Consider the following 16,324-nt stretch of genomic DNA (forward strand, 5'->3'; position numbering starts at 1 on the left):
CCTCGCCGTGCCATAGTGAGGGGAAGGTGCGCCGAACGGTTAGGCGGAGGGGATCGCCAGTGCATGTCCGACCCGTCGTCCCGGCCAGCCCGGGCGACCCGATCCAGACGCGCTGCCGATGAGCGGGGCGGAGAGCCAACCGCTGGGCTGGTGGCAGGAACATACCCGGCACTGGCAGTTCCATCCGCCGATCAAGACGGCGTTCACCATCACCGCAATCCTGCTGACCATCGTGGTCGTCCTGGTCTACCTGCAGTTTCGCGGTGATTTCACCCCCAAGACCAGATTGACCATGGTCTCGGACCGGGCCGGCCTGGTGATGGACCCCGGCTCGAAGGTCACTTACAACGGCGTGGAGATCGGCCGGGTCACCGGCGTGGAGGCCATCGATCGCAACGGCAGCACGCAGGCCCAGCTCTCGCTGGACGTGAACCCGAAGTACATCATGCTGATCCCGGCCAATGCGATCGCCGAGATCAAGGCGACGACGGTGTTCGGCAACAAGTACGTGTCCTTCCGCAGCCCGGCCAACCCCAGCGCGCAGCGGATCTCCAGTGCCGATGTCATCGACGTCAGCCACGTGACGACCGAATTCAACACCTTGTTCGAGACGTTGACGTCGATCTCGGAAAAGGTCGACCCGGTCAAGCTCAACCTCACGCTGTCGGCAGCGGCCGAGGCGCTCAACGGGTTGGGTACCAAGTTCGGTCAGTCGGTGCTCAACGGTAACGCCGTGCTCGACGACATCAACCCCCAGATGCCGCAGATCCGGTCCAACATCCGCCAGTTGGCCAACCTCGCCGATGTCTACAAACAGGCCTCCCCCGACTTCTGGGATTTCCTCGACCACGCGGTGACCACCGCGGGCACGCTCAATCGGCAGCAGGGCGACCTCGACGCCGCGTTGCTGGCCTCGACCGGATTCGGCAACACCGGGGCTGACGTGTTCAAGCGTGGGGCACCGTATTTCATTGCGGGCCAACGGGATCTGGTGACCACTTCGCGGCTGCTGGACACCTACAGCCCCGAGTTGTTCTGCATGATCCGCAACTACGCGACGTCGAAGGCCAAGGACAGCGCCGGCGGGAACGGATACTCCATCGACTTCCACATCGGGCTCACCGGCGCACCCAACCCCTACGTCTACCCCGACAACCTGCCGCGGGTGAACGCCAAGGGCGGCCCGGGCGGAGCACCGGGCTGCTGGCAGGAGATCACTCACGACTTCTGGCCTGCGCCGTATCTGGTCGCCGACTACGGCGCATCGCTGGCGCCCTACAACCACTTCGAGCTGGGCCAGCCGATCCTCACCGAGTATGTGTGGGGACGTCAGGTGGGCGAGAACACCATCAATCCGTAAGTCCGAACGCGGCCGCCAGTTCGCGCAGCGACGGGCGCGGGTCCCACATCGGATTGCCGTCGCCCAGGACCTGGACCACAACGTGGTCTGCCCCGGCGTCGAGGTGTGCGGTCACCGAGGCGGCCGCCTGTTCGACCGAGCCCATGCCGACAATGCCCCGCGCGAGCCGGTCTGAACCGCCCCTGACCAAGTCGGACTCGTCGAATCCCTGGCGCAGCCACGAGTTCCGGTAGTTCGGCAGGCCCGAATAGACCTCGAGGTGCAGGTGTGCGCGGCGCAGCTGTTCCTCGGCATCGCCCTCGACGACCGCTGCCTGTTCGGACACGATCCACTTGTCCGGGCCGAGGATCTCGCGGGTCGTGGCGGTCTGTTCCGGATTGACCAGGTAGGGATGCGCACCGTCGGCCATCGTGCCGGAGAGTTCGATCATCTTGGGGCCCAAGGCCGCCAGCAGGCGCGGCGGACGGACCCCGCCTTCGATGAAGTCGGGCAGCGCGGCCATGCGTTCGAGGTAGCCGCGCATGGTGGCCAGCGGCTTGTCATAGGTCAGGCCGAAGGCGTTCTCCACCAATGGGCCATGGCTGACGCCGAGGCCGAGCACGAACCGGCCGGGGTGCAACGCGGTCAGAGCGCGGCCACCGCCTTCGGCCACCATCGGCAGCCGGGCGTGAATGTTGGCGATGCCGGTGCCGATCACCAGGTTGTCGGTGGCTTCGAGCAGGGCGGCGGACTCGACCAGACAGTCCTTGAGCCCGATCTCCGGGATGAACAGCGAACCGTAGCCCAGGGATTCGATGTCGCGGGCCACCTGCTGGGCGGCGGGCATGGGCCAGGCGGTGCCGCCCCACCACACTCCGATGCGGGACGGGAAGTCGATACGGGCGCGCTCGGTCACGGCTGCTCCTTGGTCTCAGGCCTCTTCAGGGATCCGCACGGTATCCCCTTCCAGCATGGCGATCGAGTTTCGGAACTGTTCGACCGGGGTCTCCCCCTGCCGCGGCCCCGTCAGATTCCGCGCCCGCCAGCTGTGTAACCTCTGGCACACTAGAACGCGTTCTAGTACGGCCACACAGCGCAGGAGAGTCCATGGGCAGCAGCGACGCCAGCTTCGACCTTTCCACGGTCTTCCACACCGTCGCGACCACGCTCCCCGACAACCGGGTACTGGTCTGGCGCGACCTGGATCTGACGTACGCCCAGATGGACGCCCGCATCGACGGCGTGGCGCACTACCTGGTCGCCCAAGGCCTCGGCTGCCACACCGAACGTGACCAGCTGCAGGGCCACCAGTCCGGCCAGGATCACGTCGGGCTGTACCTGCGCAACGGCAACGAATACCTCGAGGCGATGGTGGCCGGGTACCGGGCGCGGGTGGCGCCGTTCAACATCAACTACCGCTATGTCGAGGAAGAACTGCTGTACCTGCTCACCGATTCGGGGGCCAAGGCCTTGGTCTACGCCGCGGAGTTCGCACCGCATGTGGCCTCCATCCGCGACCAGCTGCCCGATCTGCAGCTGCTGATCCAGGTTGCCGACGATTCCGGCAATGAGCTCTTGCCCGGTGCGGTGGACTACGAATCCATCGTCAGCACCCCCGAACCGGCCGGCGGTATGCCCACCCCGACCGGCGACGACCTGTACATCCTGTACACCGGCGGCACCACCGGGATGCCCAAGGGCGTGCTGTGGCGCCAGCACGACATCTTCATGTCGGCGATGGGCGGTCGCCCGTTCATGGGCGGCGGGGACCTGAACAGCTACTCCGACCTCGCCGAGCAGGCCCGCACCAACGCCGGCGTTCGGTCGCTACTGCTACTTCCCCCACTGATGCACGGCGCCGCCCAGTGGGGCGTCTACAACACCATCAGCACCGGTGGCTGGGTTGCGTTGCCCGACAACGTCAAACACCTCGATCCCAAGGGGGTGCTGCGGCTGGCCGAGCGGGAGCGGGTGCTCAGCATCCCGCTGGTGGGTGACGCGATGGCCCGCCCACTGCTCGACGAAATCGTGACCGGCGCCTATGACCTGTCCGGGCTGTTTGTGATGACCAACGGCGGTGCGCCGCTGTCGCCGACGGTCCGCGACCAACTGCTGGAGGCGCTGCCCAACATCATGGTGATGGACGCGGTGGGCTCCTCGGAGTCCGGCGCACAGATGACGACGGTGGCGACCAAGGGCGCCGGCGCCAAGGCGGCGACGTTCACCGCCCTGGCAGACACCACGGTGGTGTCGGAAGACTTCACCCGGGTCTTGCAGCCCGGCGACGGCGAGGGCTGGCTGGCACGGCGTGGCTACGTGCCGCTGGGTTACCTCGGCGACGCCGAGAAGACGGCTCGCACCTTCCCGACCATCGACGGCATTCGCTGGTCGATTCCCGGCGACCGCGCAAACCTGTTGGCCGACGGTCAGATCGAGTTGCTCGGCCGGGACTCGGTGACCATCAACTCCGGCGGCGAGAAGATCTTCGCCGAGGAGGTCGAGCGTGCGGTGGCCAGCCATCCGGCGGTGTACGACGTGGTGGTGGCCGGCCGGCCTTCGCAACGCTGGGGCAGCGAGGTGGTGGCCATCGTCCAGTTCGCCGAGGGCAAGTCGGCCACCGACGACGAACTCGAGCAGGCCTGCTCGCAGCACATCGCGCACTACAAGCTGCCGAAGGCATTCATCCGCACCGACAAGGTCGTGCGCTCCCCCGCCGGCAAGGCCGATTACCGGTGGGCCAAGGCTGTCGCTGCGGAAAGCCTTGGCGCCCAGGCCTAGAGCGCCTGCCTACACCTTCAGGTAGCCCTTGTCGGCGGGGATCTGTGCCGCCGTCAGTAGTGACGATGCGTCGCTGGCCAGGAACAGCACCACCTCGCTGACGTCCTTGGGCGGGATCAGCGACTCGGTGGGCAGTGCGCCGGGTGAGAAGCTGTACACGAAGTGCGGATGCTTCTGGAACATCTCGTACATCGAAAGGTCGTTGCCCAGCGCGGTATCGACGCCATAGGTGTGCACCGAGTTCACCCGGATCCCGTACTCGCCGAGTTCCAGCGCCAGCGAATTGGCCAGGCCCACAACGCCGAACTTGCTGGCGCAGTAATGCCCGGCACCGGGCACCGCTTTGATCCCGGCCGACGAACTGATCGCGATGATCGACCCGCCGTTGCCCGCGTCGATCATCGCCGGCACCGTCGCCTGCACGGTATTGAAGAACCCGGTGAGATTGATGTCGATGATCTCCTGGTACATCTCCGGCGGGATCTCCCAGGCGCGGCCCCAGCTCATCACACCAGCGTTGGCTACGACGACATCTAGGCGGCCGAATTGTTCGACGGCACTGGCGATTACCCGCTTCTGGCCGTCGAGGTCGCGGACGTCGACCCGCTCGGCACTGATCTTGACACCCTCGTCCTCGACCAGGCGGACGGTGTCGGCGAGATCCTCTGGCGTGGCCGGCTCATAGCCGATGTGCCTGCCCACGGGACCGCAGGCGTCGATGGTGACGATGTTCGCGCCGGCCTGCGCCAGCCGGATGCAGTGCGCGCGACCCTGGCCGCGGGCCCCACCGGTGACATAGGCGACTCTGCCTGCCAGGGATTTGGTGGTGTCAGTCACGGCCACACCATACGTTCGAGTCCGGGCCGGATGGTCGGGAATGTGGGACAACCTCATCGCGGGAACAAACCGGCGCCGTTGTGGTTGGGGAGCGTATGCGCACTACCCAGGCCGCCCTGCTGATCCTGACCGTGGGAACCGGACTCGTCGATGCCGTCTCGTATCTGGGACTCGGGCACGTGTTCGTCGCCAACATGACCGGCAACGTGGTGTTCCTGGGTTTCGCCGCCAACCGCGGTTCGGGTCTGTCCGCCACGTTGGCGCTGATTGCGCTGGGGGCGTTCTTGTTAGGGGCGTTGGCCGGCGGTGCGGTGGGCCACCGCCTGGCCGCCACCCGGGCGTGGCCGTCCTCGATCCTCGGTGTCCAGGCTCTGCTGCTCGCAGGCAGTTCGGTCGCCTTGGCCGTCCTGGGCACCGCGGCGGTCGGTCGCGCACCGATCGTGGCGGTGCTGGCGTTCGCATTCGGCCTACAGAACAGCACCGCGCGGCGGATGGCCGTGCCCGACCTCACCACCACCGTGCTGACGCTGACGGTGACCGGTCTGGCCGCCGACAGCCGGATCGCCGGTGGCCCCGGCGCCCGCCCGGGCCGGCGGATCGCCTCCATCAGCGCCATGCTTGCCGGGGCCGCTGCCGGGGCGCTGCTGGTCGCGGTGTCGGTGCCCGCGACCATCGGCGCTGTCGCGGTGTGTGTCCTGGTCGCTGCCATCCTGCTCCGGATCGCGCCGAAGGCGTCGGTGGCCACGCCGTAATGCACCCGTCCGGCGGCTTGGAATGCATGACTCCGCGGCCGGCCCGCAGTAGCGTCTACGGCCATGACCGCGAGCAGACTGCGGCTCCGCTACGCCAGAGCCTTGGCGCTCGGTCAGCTGCTCGCCACCGTCGAGCTGATCATCCTGATCATGCCGCTGCGCCACCAGGTGGTGCCGGAAGCTCAGGCCGTCTTCAACCCCGGCACCTTGATCACCGGGTCGGTTTTGGGGGTGCTCGGCATCGCGGCTGTCATCGCCTGTGCCATCTACGTAGTGGACGTCAAACTCCGCTGGTTCACAGCCGGACAACCGCCCGGTGCCGCCGACCGCGCCTTCGTGCGGCGCCTTCTGCGCACCCAGTGGGAAGTGCTGGCGGGCATCTGGGCCTTGAGCGGCGTGGTGCTGGTGATCGTCAGTCGCGACGCCGGTGCGGCCGCGGCCTGGTTGGTCGCGATAGCCATGTTCTTCGGCGCCACCACCTCGGCCGGGGCCGCACTGCTGCTCATCCAGCGAACACTGCGCCCCATCATCGCCGCTATCTACACACCGTCGGAGCGGGAACGCACCCCGGGGGTGCTGGCCCGGCTGCTGTTGATGTGGCTAGTCTCCAGCGCACTTCCCACGCTTGGCATCGCGATCGTGGTGGTGATGCACTCGCACGGCTGGATCATCGAGAAGACGGCCTCCATCGAGGTGACCGTCGTGGTCTTGGCGGTCGTCTCCGGACTGGTCGGCCTTCGTGCGATGACGATCGCCGCCCTGTCAATCTCCGACCCGGTACGCGACGTGGTCGATGCCATGGCCAAGGTCGAACACGGGGAGATCGCTACCCGGGTGCCGGTGTATGAGCACTCCGAGGTCGGCCGGCTGCAGAGCGGATTCAACCGGATGCTTGCCGGGCTGGCCGAACGCGACCGGCTACGCGATCTGTTCGGCCGCCACGTCGGGACCGATGTGGCGCTGCGCGCAGTCGCTGACGCCGACACGCTGACCGGTGAGGTGCGCCATGCGGCGATCCTGTTCGTCGACCTCGTCGGCTCTACCCAGCTCGCCCAATCCCGGTCACCGGCCGAAGTCGCCGAGGTGCTCAATCACTTCTTCGCGATCGTGGTGGCAGCAGTGGACCAACGCCGCGGCCTGATCAACAAGTTCCAGGGTGACGCGGTGCTGGCGGTGTTCGGGGCCCCGCTGGCCAACGCCGATGCGGCCTCCGACGCCTTGGCGACAGCCCGCGAGCTCACTAGTACCCTGCGCCGACTTCCTTTGGTGGACTTCGGAATCGGTGTTTCCGCCGGCCCGGTGTTCGCCGGGAACGTCGGCGCCGAGCATCGCTACGAATACACCGTCATCGGCGACGCCGTGAACGAGGCGGCCAGGCTGGCCGACCGGGCCAAGCTCACCCCGGCCCGGGCACTGTGCTCGGCGGTGGCGCTCCTGGAGACCGCGCCGGCCGAACGCGCTCGATGGACCGAGTGCGGCGCCGAAGTGCTCCGGGGGCGACTGGAGCCGACGGTCATGTCGGCGCCGGTGAGCTGAGCCTTCGGTTCACCTTCGCCGGGCCCCTGGCGCCCAGCCGTTATGTATGGTTACATACATAGGGTGGCAGGTCCCCGTGAGCGCATGGTCAGCTCGGCCGTTCTGCTGATCCGGGAGCGTGGCGCCCATCCGACGGCGATCGCCGACGTGCTGGCGCACAGCGGGGCGCCGCGCGGTTCTGCCTACCACTATTTCCCCGGCGGCCGTACCCAACTGCTCTGCGAGGCAGTCGATTACGCCGCGGACTACGTGGCCGCCAAGATGGAGCGCGCAACCAGCGGAGCCGACATGCTCGACACCCTGGTCCGCTTCTACCGCAAGCACCTGCTGGAGACGGACTATCGGGCGGGCTGCCCGGTACTCGCGGTGGCGGTGGAAGCCGGTGATCCCGACGCCGGCTCGCCGATGATCGAGCGTGCCGCGGCGGCATTCGACCGCTGGAACGCCCTGATCGCACAGCGCCTCATCGCCGACGGTATGGCCACCACGCGCGCCGCTGACCTCGCGGTGCTGATGATCTCGGCTCTGGAAGGCGCGATCGTGCTGGCCCGCGCCGCCCGCGACAGCACTCCTCTCGATACCGTCCACCGCCAACTACGCAGTCTGCTCGAGGCCTGCTGAGAACAGGGAGTACCGCGAATGTCCGCTGACTGGCAGCCCACCGCCTGCATCCTCTGCGAGTGCAACTGCGGCATCGTCGTGCAGACCGAAGGTGGCCGGTTGGCCAAGATCCGGGGCGACAAGGACCACCCCGGATCGCAGGGGTACACCTGCAACAAGGCGCTGCGCCTGGACCACTACCAGAACAACCCGTCACGGCTGACCTCCCCGCAGCGGCGCCGGCCGGACGGAAGCTACGAGCAGATCGACTGGGACACCGCGATCACCGAGATCGCCGCCGGCTTCCAGCAGATCGCCGAAACCTACGGCGGCAACAAGATCTTCTACTACGGCGGCGGCGGGCAGGGCAATCATCTCGGTGGTGCCTATAGCAGTGCGTTCCTCAAGCCGCTGGGTTCGCGGTACCGCTCCAACGCGCTGGCACAGGAGAAGACCGGCGAGTACTGGGTGGACGCCCACTTGTACGGCGGGCACACCCGCGGTGAGTTCCGCAATGCCGAAGTCTCGGTGTTCGTCGGGAAGAACCCCTGGATGTCACAGGGCTTCCCACAGGCCCGCACCGTGCTCAATGAGATCGCCAAGGACCCCGCGCGATCGATGATCGTGATCGACCCGGTGCTCACCGACACCGCGAAGATGGCCGACTTCCACCTGCGCGTCAAGCCCGGCGCCGACGCCTGGTGCCTGGCCGCGCTCGCGGCCGTGCTGGTGCAGGAGAATCTCTGTGCTGAAAGCTTTCTCGCCGAGCATGTGCACGGTGCCGACGCCGTCCGTGACGTACTACGCACCGTGCCGATCGACGACTACGCCGAGCGCAGCGGGGTCGACGAGGAGCTTCTGCGCGCGGCCGCCCGGCGCATCGCCGCGGCCGACAGCGTCGCGGTGTTCGAGGACCTCGGCGTGCAACAGGCACCGAACAGCACGCTGTGCTCCTACCTGAACAAACTGCTGTGGATCCTGACCGGTAGTTTCGCCAAACGCGGTGGACAGCACCTTCATTCGACGTTCGCCCCGCTCTTCAGCCCCAGCGGGGTCGGCCGCTCCCCCGTGACCGGTGCGCCCATCATCGCCGGACTGATGCCGTCCAATGTGGTGCCAGAAGAGATCCTGACCGATCACCCCGACCGGTTCCGGGCGATGATCGTCGAGAGCGCCAACCCCGCCCATTCGATCGCCGACTCCGAGCTATGTCGCACTGCGTTCCAGTCGCTGGAGTTCCTCGTGGTGATCGACGTGGCCATGACCGAGACCGCGCGCCTGGCCCACTACGTGCTGCCCGCGGCCAGCCAATTCGAGAAGCCCGAGGCCACGTTCTTCAATTTCGAGTTCCCGCACAACGAGGTTCATCTGCGCCACCCGCTGTTCGAGCCGCTGCCCGGCACCCTGCCCGAACCGGAGATCTGGGCCCGGCTGGTCCGCGCCCTCGACATCGTCAGCGACGAGGACCTGCGCCCACTGCGCGAGGCGGCCGCACAGGGGCGCGACGCCTACACCGCGGCATTCTTCACCGCGATGGCCGCCAACCCCGCACTGGGCAAAGTGCTGCCCTACGTGCTCTACGAGACGCTCGGCCCCACCCTGCCCGACGGGCTCAAAGGCGCTGCTGCACTATGGGGTTTGGCCCAGAAGGCGGTGCTCACCTACCCTGACGCGGTGCACCGGGCCGGTCATGCCGACGGCAACGCGTTGTTCGACGCCATCCTGGCTGGCAAGTCGGGGGTGACGTTCAGCGCGCACGAGTACGCCGACGATTTCGCGCTGATCAGCCATCCCGACCACAAGATCCGGCTGGAGATGCCGGAGATGCTCGACGAGATCCGCGCGCTGCACACCGCTCGTCCGGGGTACGCCACCGACGAGTTCCCCATCGTGCTATCGGCCGGTGAGCGGCGGGCGTTCACCGCAAACGACATCTTCCGCGATCCGTCCTGGCGTAAACGCGACGCCGACGGCGCGCTGCGGGTCAGCGTCGAAGACGCCGAGGCGCTCGGCCTGGTCGACGGCGGCCTGGCCCGGATCACCACCGCCGCCGGCAGCGCCGAGGCCCGCGTCGAGATCAGCGAGACCATGTTGCCCGGCCATGCCGCACTGCCCAACGGTTACGGACTCGACTTCGTCGCCGCGGACGGCGCCACCGAGGTCCCCGGTGTCGCACCCAACGAGTTGACCTCAGCGGACTGGCGGGACGCCTACGCCGGGACACCCTGGCACAAGCATGTGCCGGCGCGTATCGAGGCGGTCCGCGCCGACCTCGCCACCGCGGGCAGCGAGGGCGCCTTCTAGGATCGCGTCTTGTGCAGTCGCCGTGGGGTGAAGATGTCGAGGCCGGTCACTACGCCGGCCACCCCGGCCTGATCTACCCGCAGCGGCCCCGCACATTCGCCGACCTGTTCTTCGGGTGCCAGCGATGGGCTGATCGCAGCTTCCTGGTGCAGGGCGAGCGCCGCATCAGCTTCGGGGAGTTCTTCGCCGCGGTCGGTGCTGCCCGCGACACGCTTGGCGCCCTGGGCGTGACGCCGGGCCGTCGGGTGGTGCTGGTGGGCTACAACAGCCCGGACTGGGTGCTGGCGCTGTGGGGAATCTGGGCACTGGGCGCGGTGCCCGTGCTGGGCAACCGGTGGTGGAGCCCCCGAGAGGCCGAACACTCGATCACGCTGGTGGACCCCGTCGCCGTTATCACCGACGATGTGAGCGTGCCGACCACACTGCCGGTGCTCGATATCGCTGAATTGCGTTCGTGCTTCGGCGGTTTCAACGACTCGCCGCCGGTGCTGCCCGGTCCCGCCGACGAGGACGATCCCGCCGCGGTCCTGTTCACCTCCGGCAGTTCAGGACTGCCGAAGGGCGTCGAGCTGTCGTTCCGGAGTATCGCAGGCAATCAGCAGAACGTGCTGGTGCGCTCGCGACAGCTACCACAGTTGCTGAATGTGCAAGCGCCACAACAAGTCAACCTGGTGTGCACACCGTTGTTCCATGTCGGCGCATTGGCCACCCTGCTCGGTCAGGTGATCACCGGCGGGCGCATCGTGCTCAACTCCGGTCGATTCGACCCGGGCCAGGTGCTCGCCCTGATCGAGGCCGAGGGTGTGCAGCGCTGGGGCGGTGTGCCCACAATGGCGGTGCGGCTGCTCGAGCATCCCGATTTCGATTCCTACGACCTGTCGAGCCTGCGAGCCTTTCCCCTCGGGGGCGCTGCCGTCTCCCCCGTTCTGTTGGAGCGGATGGCCCGCAAGCTGCCGCAGCTGCAGGCCCGCGGTCTGGCCAATACCTGGGGGATGACCGAGGGCGCCGGATTCTTCACCGTGGCCGGCGGATCCGATCTGGCCAAGTACCCCGGGTCGGTGGGGCCGCCGTACCCGACGGTCGAACTGGCGATCGCCGATCCCGACGACGACGGGGTGGGTGAGGTACTGGTGCGCTCGCCCACCGTGATGCTCGGCTATGTCGGAATGGACAGCAGCCCAGTCGATTCCGATGGCTGGCTGCACACCGGCGATCTCGGGCATCTCAACGACGAGGGCTACCTGTTCATCGACGGCCGCAGCAAGGACATGGTGATCCGCGGCGGCGAGAACATCTCCTGCCCGCTGGTCGAAGAGGCCCTGCTGTCGCATCCGGATGTCGTGGAGGCCGCGGCGATCGGGCTGCCGCACCCCGACCTCGGCGAGGAACTCGCCGCCGTCGTCGTGCACCGCCGGGGCGACCGGGCTCCGTCCGAACACGAACTGGCCGAGCACCTGCGCGGCATCGTGGCCTACTTCGCCGTGCCCAGCCGCTGGGTGATCCGTGACGCACCGCTGCCCACCGTCGCGGGCGAGAAGGTCGACAAGAAGAAGCTCGCCGCAGACTTCTGCTGATTCTGCCGGACATTGGCAGCTGCCGGACAACAGCCTGTGGGAGGTGCGCGGCCCGCAGCGGCAGTTCGTACATTCCAAGGTGATGGCCTGGGCCGGAGCGGACCGGGCGGTGCGCACCGTGCAGAACCACGGGCTGCCCGGCCCGCTGGATACCTGGCGAGCCCTTCGCGACACGATTCACCGCGAGGTCTGTGAGCGCGGATTTGACCGCGCCCGAAACACTTTCACCCAGTCCTACGGGTCCCACGAGTTGGATGCGGCACTGCTGCTGCCCAGGGTTGGCTTCCTGCCGTGGGACGACCCACGGATCGTCGGCACTGTCGACGCGGTGCAGGAGCAGCTGTGCCGAGACGGTTTCGTACTGCGCTACCGCCCGCAGCACAGTGACGACGGTCTGCCCGGCACTGAAGGCGCGTTCCTGGCGTGCAGTTTCTGGCTCGCCGATGCGCTCAGCGGCACCGGCCGCGACGCGGCCGCCACCGAGTTGTTCGAGCGGCTGCTGAGCCTGCGCAACGACGTGGGCATGCTCAGCGAGGAGTACGACACCGAGAGCGGCCAGCAGGTCGGCAATACCCCGCAGGCATTCAGCCTGGTCGGGCTGATCAACACCGCCCGGCAACTCAGCGGACACTCGACGCGCACCTCCGCACGCCGGCACGAACGATCCTGAGCCGGTCACCGACGACGTTGACTAGCATCACCCAACGATGAGAGCCATCGTGCTGCTGGCCCACAGCGGTCATCTCGACCAGAACGGAACGGTCCACGCGCTGGGGCTGGGCTGGACCACCAGTCCGACGCCCACCGCGCAGCACGTCCTGATCGTGTTCGTCGAGGTGCAGTGGTCGGAGTTGGGCCGGTCGTTCCCGATCCGTGCCGAACTCGTCGACAGCGACGGGGCGCGGGTAGCCCACACCGAGGAGAACACCATCAAGGCGCGCCGCCACCCGGTACACCCGGCGGGCACCCCGGTCACCATTCCGTTCATCGCGACCATCCCGCCGCTGAACCTCACGGTGGGCGAACGCTACCAGTGGCGGGTCTCGATCGCCGACGAGATGCACGAGGACTGGCTGGCCGGGTTCACGGTCACCCAGTGACCGCTTCGATGCGTACCGCGACACCGTTGAGCACCGACATCCCGGCCAGGGTCTCCAGGTCCTCGGGGCGGCTGGAGGTCAGCTCGTTGACGTTGGCTCCGGGCATGCTGTTGGCCAGCTGCCAGCCGCCGCGGTGGCCCCAGCCGTGCGGAACGGCGATGGTTCCGCTGCCCACCTCGTCGGTGACCACGACGTCGGTCTCGATCTGACCCTGCCGGGACGTGATCCGCACCCGTCCCCCGTCGACGATCCCGGCGGCCACTGCGTCGTCGGGATTGATCCGGGTGCGGTGCTTGCGGTCGCCTTTCATCAGGGTGGGGCTGTTGTGCATCCACGAGTTCTGCGACCGCACTTCGCGAATACCGATGGCCAGCAGCGGGAAATCGGGATCATCGTTGACGCGGGTGCCCAGCCGGCCGATCTCGGCGACGATCTCCGGCGGGTCGAGACACACCTTCCCACCGGGATGCCGGACAACCTTCTCCAGCACGCCGGTCGGGGCATGCTCGGCCAGCACCATACCGTGCGGATGCTCGCGCAGCTTCGACAGGTTGAGCCCACCCCGACGCAGACCGAACCGGTCCCCGTAGGGCCCGGTGCGCAGTAGCAGCGACATCAGGTTCCGCGGGGTCACGTTCATCAGGCCCTTGCGCTCCAGCAGTGCCAGAACGGGATTGAGCCGCTGCAGCGGTCCGGTGGCGAACAGTGACAGGCCCATCCGCCTGGCGATGTCGGCGTACACCTCCCATTCCGCGCGGGCCTGCCCGTAGGGCTCGAGCACGGCCTCGGTGGTCTGGACGAACACCGACGGACAGCACGCCGCGAAGGTGGTCGGTAGGTCGTCGCGTTCCAGCATGGTGGTGGCCGGCAGGACGTAGTGCGCGTACTTGTTGGTCTCGGTGACGTAGAAGTCAAGGGAGACAAGCAGTTCGAGCTTCTGGATCGCGGCTTCCAGCGCATCGCTGTTGGGCACCGTGAGCACCGGGTTGCCGGCCTGGACGAACAGCGCCCGTAACTGGCCGGCACCCGGGGTGGTGATCTCCTCGGCCATGACGGCGGCCGGGAAGGTGCCGTTGACGTCGGGTAGGTTGCCGATCCGCGATCGCGACTTGCCGTAGCTCAGGTTCCCTGAGCGTTCGCCCATGTCCTCCAACGGAATCACCGCATGCGACATCAAGGTTCCGCCGGGCCGGTCGAGGTTGCCGGTCACCAGGGTGAGCGCATCGAGCAGGAAGCTGACCAGGGTGCCGTGATGGCCGAGGCAGGCGCCGGTGCGGCCGTAGGCGGTGGCGGTGGGGGCGGTGGCGAAGTCACGGGCCAGCGTGCGGACCAGGTCGGGAGTCAAGCCGGTGCGCTGCGCGGTGGCCTCGGGCGGGAACGGTGCACACAGCGCCCGCAGCGCCGCTGCGCCCGTGGACTGGCGGGCGATGGCCGCCGCGTCCTCGAGACCCTCGGCGAAGATCACGTTCAGCATCGACACCAGTAGCCAGGCATCGGAGTCCGGGCGCACGGCGACGTGCTCGTACACCCGCGCGGTTTCGGTGCGGCGCGGGTCGATCACCACCACCCGGCCACCACGGCGGACGATGGCGCTCAGGTCGTCCTTGATCCGCGGCGCGCGTACCGCACTGCCGCGCGACACCAGCGGGTTGGCCCCGAGCATGAGCAGGAAGTCGGTGCGCGGCAGATCCGGGAACGGCAGCTGGCTGATGGCGCCGTAGAGCAACTTGCTGGCCACGAAGCGGCTGTTGATGTCCTGGGACCCAGCGGAATACAGGTGTTTGGTGCCCAGTCGCGCCATCAGCAGGCCGCCCCACAATCCGGCTGCATAGCCGAATGCGGTCGGGTTGCCGATGTACTGGCCGACGGCGGAACCGCCATGGCGGGCGATGATGGCGGTGAGCCGTCCGGCGATGTCGTCGAGCGCGGTATCCCAGCTGACTTCCTCGAACTGCCCGTCGGCGCGCCTGCGCAGCGGCGTCAGCACCCGGTCCGGATCGTTCTGCACGTCGGTGAACGCGATGCCCTTCGGGCAGGCTCGGCCCTGGGACAGCGGGTGGTCCGGATCGGGGCGCAGCGAGATCAGCCGTTCGTTCTCGACGGTGGCGATCAGCCCGCACATCGGCTCGCAGATCCGGCAGTACGTGACGCGATTCTCGACCGGCATCGCGCGATTCTTGCACTTCGGCGGGAAATGAGTTCCAGACAACGGGACTAAGCCAATAGCCAAGTCCCACCGGCACATTCGGCGAGCCGCGCAATGTGAGCGCGCGACTGTGCACGCTCGAGCACGATCAGCGTCGCGCGAAGGCCGGTGCCCGTTCCGGACGCACACCGACGCCGACGATGTACGCCGGGATCACCGACAACCACGGCAGCCGCGACATCAGCGTCGTCATGACCACGGGCGGATTGGCGCTGCGCCCCCGCAGGATCGGCTCCACGAGTTGGCGGTGCATCACCTTTTGGACGGCCTGTGTCACCACCGCCGCGGGCAGCCGGCGGCGGCGCACGGCGGCCAGGTCGGCGTCGGTGACATCGCGGCGGCGCAGCGGATCGGCGAGCAGCGTCGCCGCACCGACCGCGTCCTGCACCGCCACATTGATCCCGACCCCGCCCACCGGCGACATGGCGTGTGCGGCATCGCCAAGACACAGCAGCCCATCGGTGTGCCACCTCTTGAGCCGGTTGAGCCGCACGTCGAGCACCTTCACGTCGTCCAACGAGGTCAGGCTGTCCACGTTGGCCTCCGGCACGAGTTCGTCGAGCTCGGCCTTGAACGCGTCCAGGCCGGCGGCCCGCAGCGCGGCGTCGCTGCCCTTCGGAATCAGGTAGGCAATCTGGAAGTAACCCTCGCGCGGGATCATGATCAGCACGCGACCCGGTGCGGTCCGGGGGACCAGCGAGTAGACGGCGTCGCTGTCACGCGGCAGCCGGAACCACCACACGTCGAAACCGACCGGGAACTCGTGGGTCACCAGACCCGCCGCCTGCCGCACGACCGACCCGCGGCCGTCGCAGGCAACGGTCAGGTCGGCACTGAGCTCACCGTCTCCGTCCGGTGAGGTGTAGCGAACCCCGGTAGTGCGACCACCGGTACGCACCAGCCCGGTGACCTCGTGCCGCAGCCGTAGCGTGAACGTCGGTTCGGCCTCGGCCGCTTCGGCGAGCAGGTTGAGCAGATCCCACTGCGGCACCAGGGCCACGTAGCGGTGGGGTTGGCGCAACCGGCGGAAATCCACCATCGTCAGGGCTTTGCCGTCCACCGTCATGGTGGCCGCTTCGACCTTGCTCTGCGGCAGGGCGTTGAACCTGTCCCACAGGCCCAGCTCGTCGAGGAGCCGCAGGGTGCTGGGATGGACTGTGTCACCGCGGAAGTCGCGCAGGAAATCGGCGTGCTTCTCCAGCACGGTCACGTCGATACCGGCGCGGGCCAGCAGCAGCCCGAGCACCATGCCTGCGGGACCCCCGCCGACGATGGCGCAGGTGGTGGAGTCGGTCATG

At 67.8% G+C, this 16,324-nt stretch carries 13 protein-coding genes; 9 read left to right on the top strand and 4 right to left on the bottom strand.

The genetic code is table 11. The features are described 5' to 3' along the window. The first annotated feature begins 118 nt into the window (after positions 1–118). Positions 119–1,360, top strand: a complete 1,242-nt coding sequence (locus G6N35_RS18465; RefSeq protein ID WP_163805560.1) for an MCE family protein — start codon at positions 119–121, stop codon at positions 1,358–1,360. Here the strand turns inward: G6N35_RS18465 and G6N35_RS18470 are convergent. Beyond that, entirely contained in the window at positions 1,350–2,255 is a 906-nt protein-coding gene (locus G6N35_RS18470) for an LLM class F420-dependent oxidoreductase (RefSeq protein WP_163805561.1), read from the bottom strand. The genes G6N35_RS18465 and G6N35_RS18470 overlap by 11 nt on opposite strands. Positions 2,256–2,446: 191 nt before the next feature. On the opposite strand from G6N35_RS18470, the gene G6N35_RS18475 reads away from it, so the two are divergent. After that, the gene (locus tag G6N35_RS18475) at positions 2,447–4,117 is read left to right on the top strand and encodes an acyl-CoA synthetase (RefSeq protein WP_163805562.1); all 1,671 of its coding nucleotides are present in this window, start codon (positions 2,447–2,449) and stop codon (positions 4,115–4,117) included. Positions 4,118–4,126: 9 nt separating this feature from the next. Here the strand turns inward: G6N35_RS18475 and G6N35_RS18480 are convergent, their stop codons facing one another. Beyond that, on the bottom strand, positions 4,127–4,954 hold the full coding sequence (locus G6N35_RS18480) for a mycofactocin-coupled SDR family oxidoreductase (protein WP_163805563.1): 828 nt from the start codon (positions 4,952–4,954) through the stop codon (positions 4,127–4,129). Positions 4,955–5,049: 95 nt separating this feature from the next. Between G6N35_RS18480 and G6N35_RS18485 the strand changes: the two genes are divergently transcribed. From G6N35_RS18485 to G6N35_RS18515, 7 genes are all read left to right on the top strand, one after another. Continuing rightward, the gene (locus G6N35_RS18485) at positions 5,050–5,706 is read left to right on the top strand and encodes a YoaK family protein (protein WP_163805564.1); all 657 of its coding nucleotides are present in this window, start codon (positions 5,050–5,052) and stop codon (positions 5,704–5,706) included. A gap of 63 nt (positions 5,707–5,769) precedes the next feature. After that, a complete protein-coding gene (locus G6N35_RS18490; protein ID WP_163805565.1) occupies positions 5,770–7,242 on the top strand; it encodes an adenylate/guanylate cyclase domain-containing protein in 1,473 nt (490 codons plus the stop codon). A 63-nt stretch (positions 7,243–7,305) separates the two neighbouring features. Then, complete coding sequence (locus G6N35_RS18495; RefSeq protein WP_163805566.1) at positions 7,306–7,863, top strand: TetR/AcrR family transcriptional regulator; 558 nt, start codon at positions 7,306–7,308, stop codon at positions 7,861–7,863. An 18-nt stretch (positions 7,864–7,881) separates the two neighbouring features. Next, a complete protein-coding gene (locus G6N35_RS18500) occupies positions 7,882–10,146 on the top strand; it encodes a molybdopterin-dependent oxidoreductase (protein WP_163805567.1) in 2,265 nt (754 codons plus the stop codon). Positions 10,147–10,157: 11 nt separating this feature from the next. Further along, entirely contained in the window at positions 10,158–11,720 is a 1,563-nt protein-coding gene (locus tag G6N35_RS26950) for a class I adenylate-forming enzyme family protein (RefSeq protein WP_170313138.1), read from the top strand. Next, positions 11,650–12,390, top strand: a complete 741-nt coding sequence (locus tag G6N35_RS26955) for a glycoside hydrolase family 15 protein (protein WP_281357023.1) — start codon at positions 11,650–11,652, stop codon at positions 12,388–12,390. Before G6N35_RS26950 ends, G6N35_RS26955 begins: the two co-directional genes overlap by 71 nt. Positions 12,391–12,427: 37 nt before the next feature. Continuing rightward, a complete protein-coding gene (locus tag G6N35_RS18515) occupies positions 12,428–12,820 on the top strand; it encodes a DUF6941 family protein (protein ID WP_163805568.1) in 393 nt (130 codons plus the stop codon). On the opposite strand, the gene G6N35_RS18520 is transcribed toward G6N35_RS18515, so the two are convergent. Continuing rightward, positions 12,810–14,987 (bottom strand): molybdopterin-dependent oxidoreductase, encoded by a 2,178-nt coding sequence (locus tag G6N35_RS18520; protein ID WP_163805569.1) that lies wholly within the window; start codon positions 14,985–14,987, stop codon positions 12,810–12,812. The two genes, G6N35_RS18515 and G6N35_RS18520, sit on opposite strands and share 11 nt — an antisense overlap. A gap of 127 nt (positions 14,988–15,114) precedes the next feature. Beyond that, on the bottom strand, positions 15,115–16,323 hold the full coding sequence (locus G6N35_RS18525) for an FAD-dependent oxidoreductase (RefSeq protein WP_163805570.1): 1,209 nt from the start codon (positions 16,321–16,323) through the stop codon (positions 15,115–15,117). Between the last annotated feature and the right edge of the window lies 1 nt (position 16,324).

The organism is Mycolicibacterium anyangense (assembly GCF_010731855.1).
GTDB classification, from domain to species: domain Bacteria; phylum Actinomycetota; class Actinomycetes; order Mycobacteriales; family Mycobacteriaceae; genus Mycobacterium; species Mycobacterium anyangense.

What these genes read in the sequence shown, in the direction of transcription:
- G6N35_RS18520 (WP_163805569.1), bottom strand. Translation starts at nt 14,987, where the DNA reads ATGCCGGTCGAGAATCGCGTCACGTACTGCCGGATCTGCGAGCCGATG.
- G6N35_RS18475 (WP_163805562.1), top strand. Translation starts at nt 2,447, where the DNA reads ATGGGCAGCAGCGACGCCAGCTTCGACCTTTCCACGGTCTTCCACACC.
- G6N35_RS18525 (WP_163805570.1), bottom strand. Translation starts at nt 16,323, where the DNA reads ATGACCGACTCCACCACCTGCGCCATCGTCGGCGGGGGTCCCGCAGGC.
- G6N35_RS18500 (WP_163805567.1), top strand. Translation starts at nt 7,882, where the DNA reads ATGTCCGCTGACTGGCAGCCCACCGCCTGCATCCTCTGCGAGTGCAAC.
- G6N35_RS18465 (WP_163805560.1), top strand. Translation starts at nt 119, where the DNA reads ATGAGCGGGGCGGAGAGCCAACCGCTGGGCTGGTGGCAGGAACATACC.
- G6N35_RS18485 (WP_163805564.1), top strand. Translation starts at nt 5,050, where the DNA reads ATGCGCACTACCCAGGCCGCCCTGCTGATCCTGACCGTGGGAACCGGA.
- G6N35_RS18490 (WP_163805565.1), top strand. Translation starts at nt 5,770, where the DNA reads ATGACCGCGAGCAGACTGCGGCTCCGCTACGCCAGAGCCTTGGCGCTC.
- G6N35_RS18515 (WP_163805568.1), top strand. Translation starts at nt 12,428, where the DNA reads ATGAGAGCCATCGTGCTGCTGGCCCACAGCGGTCATCTCGACCAGAAC.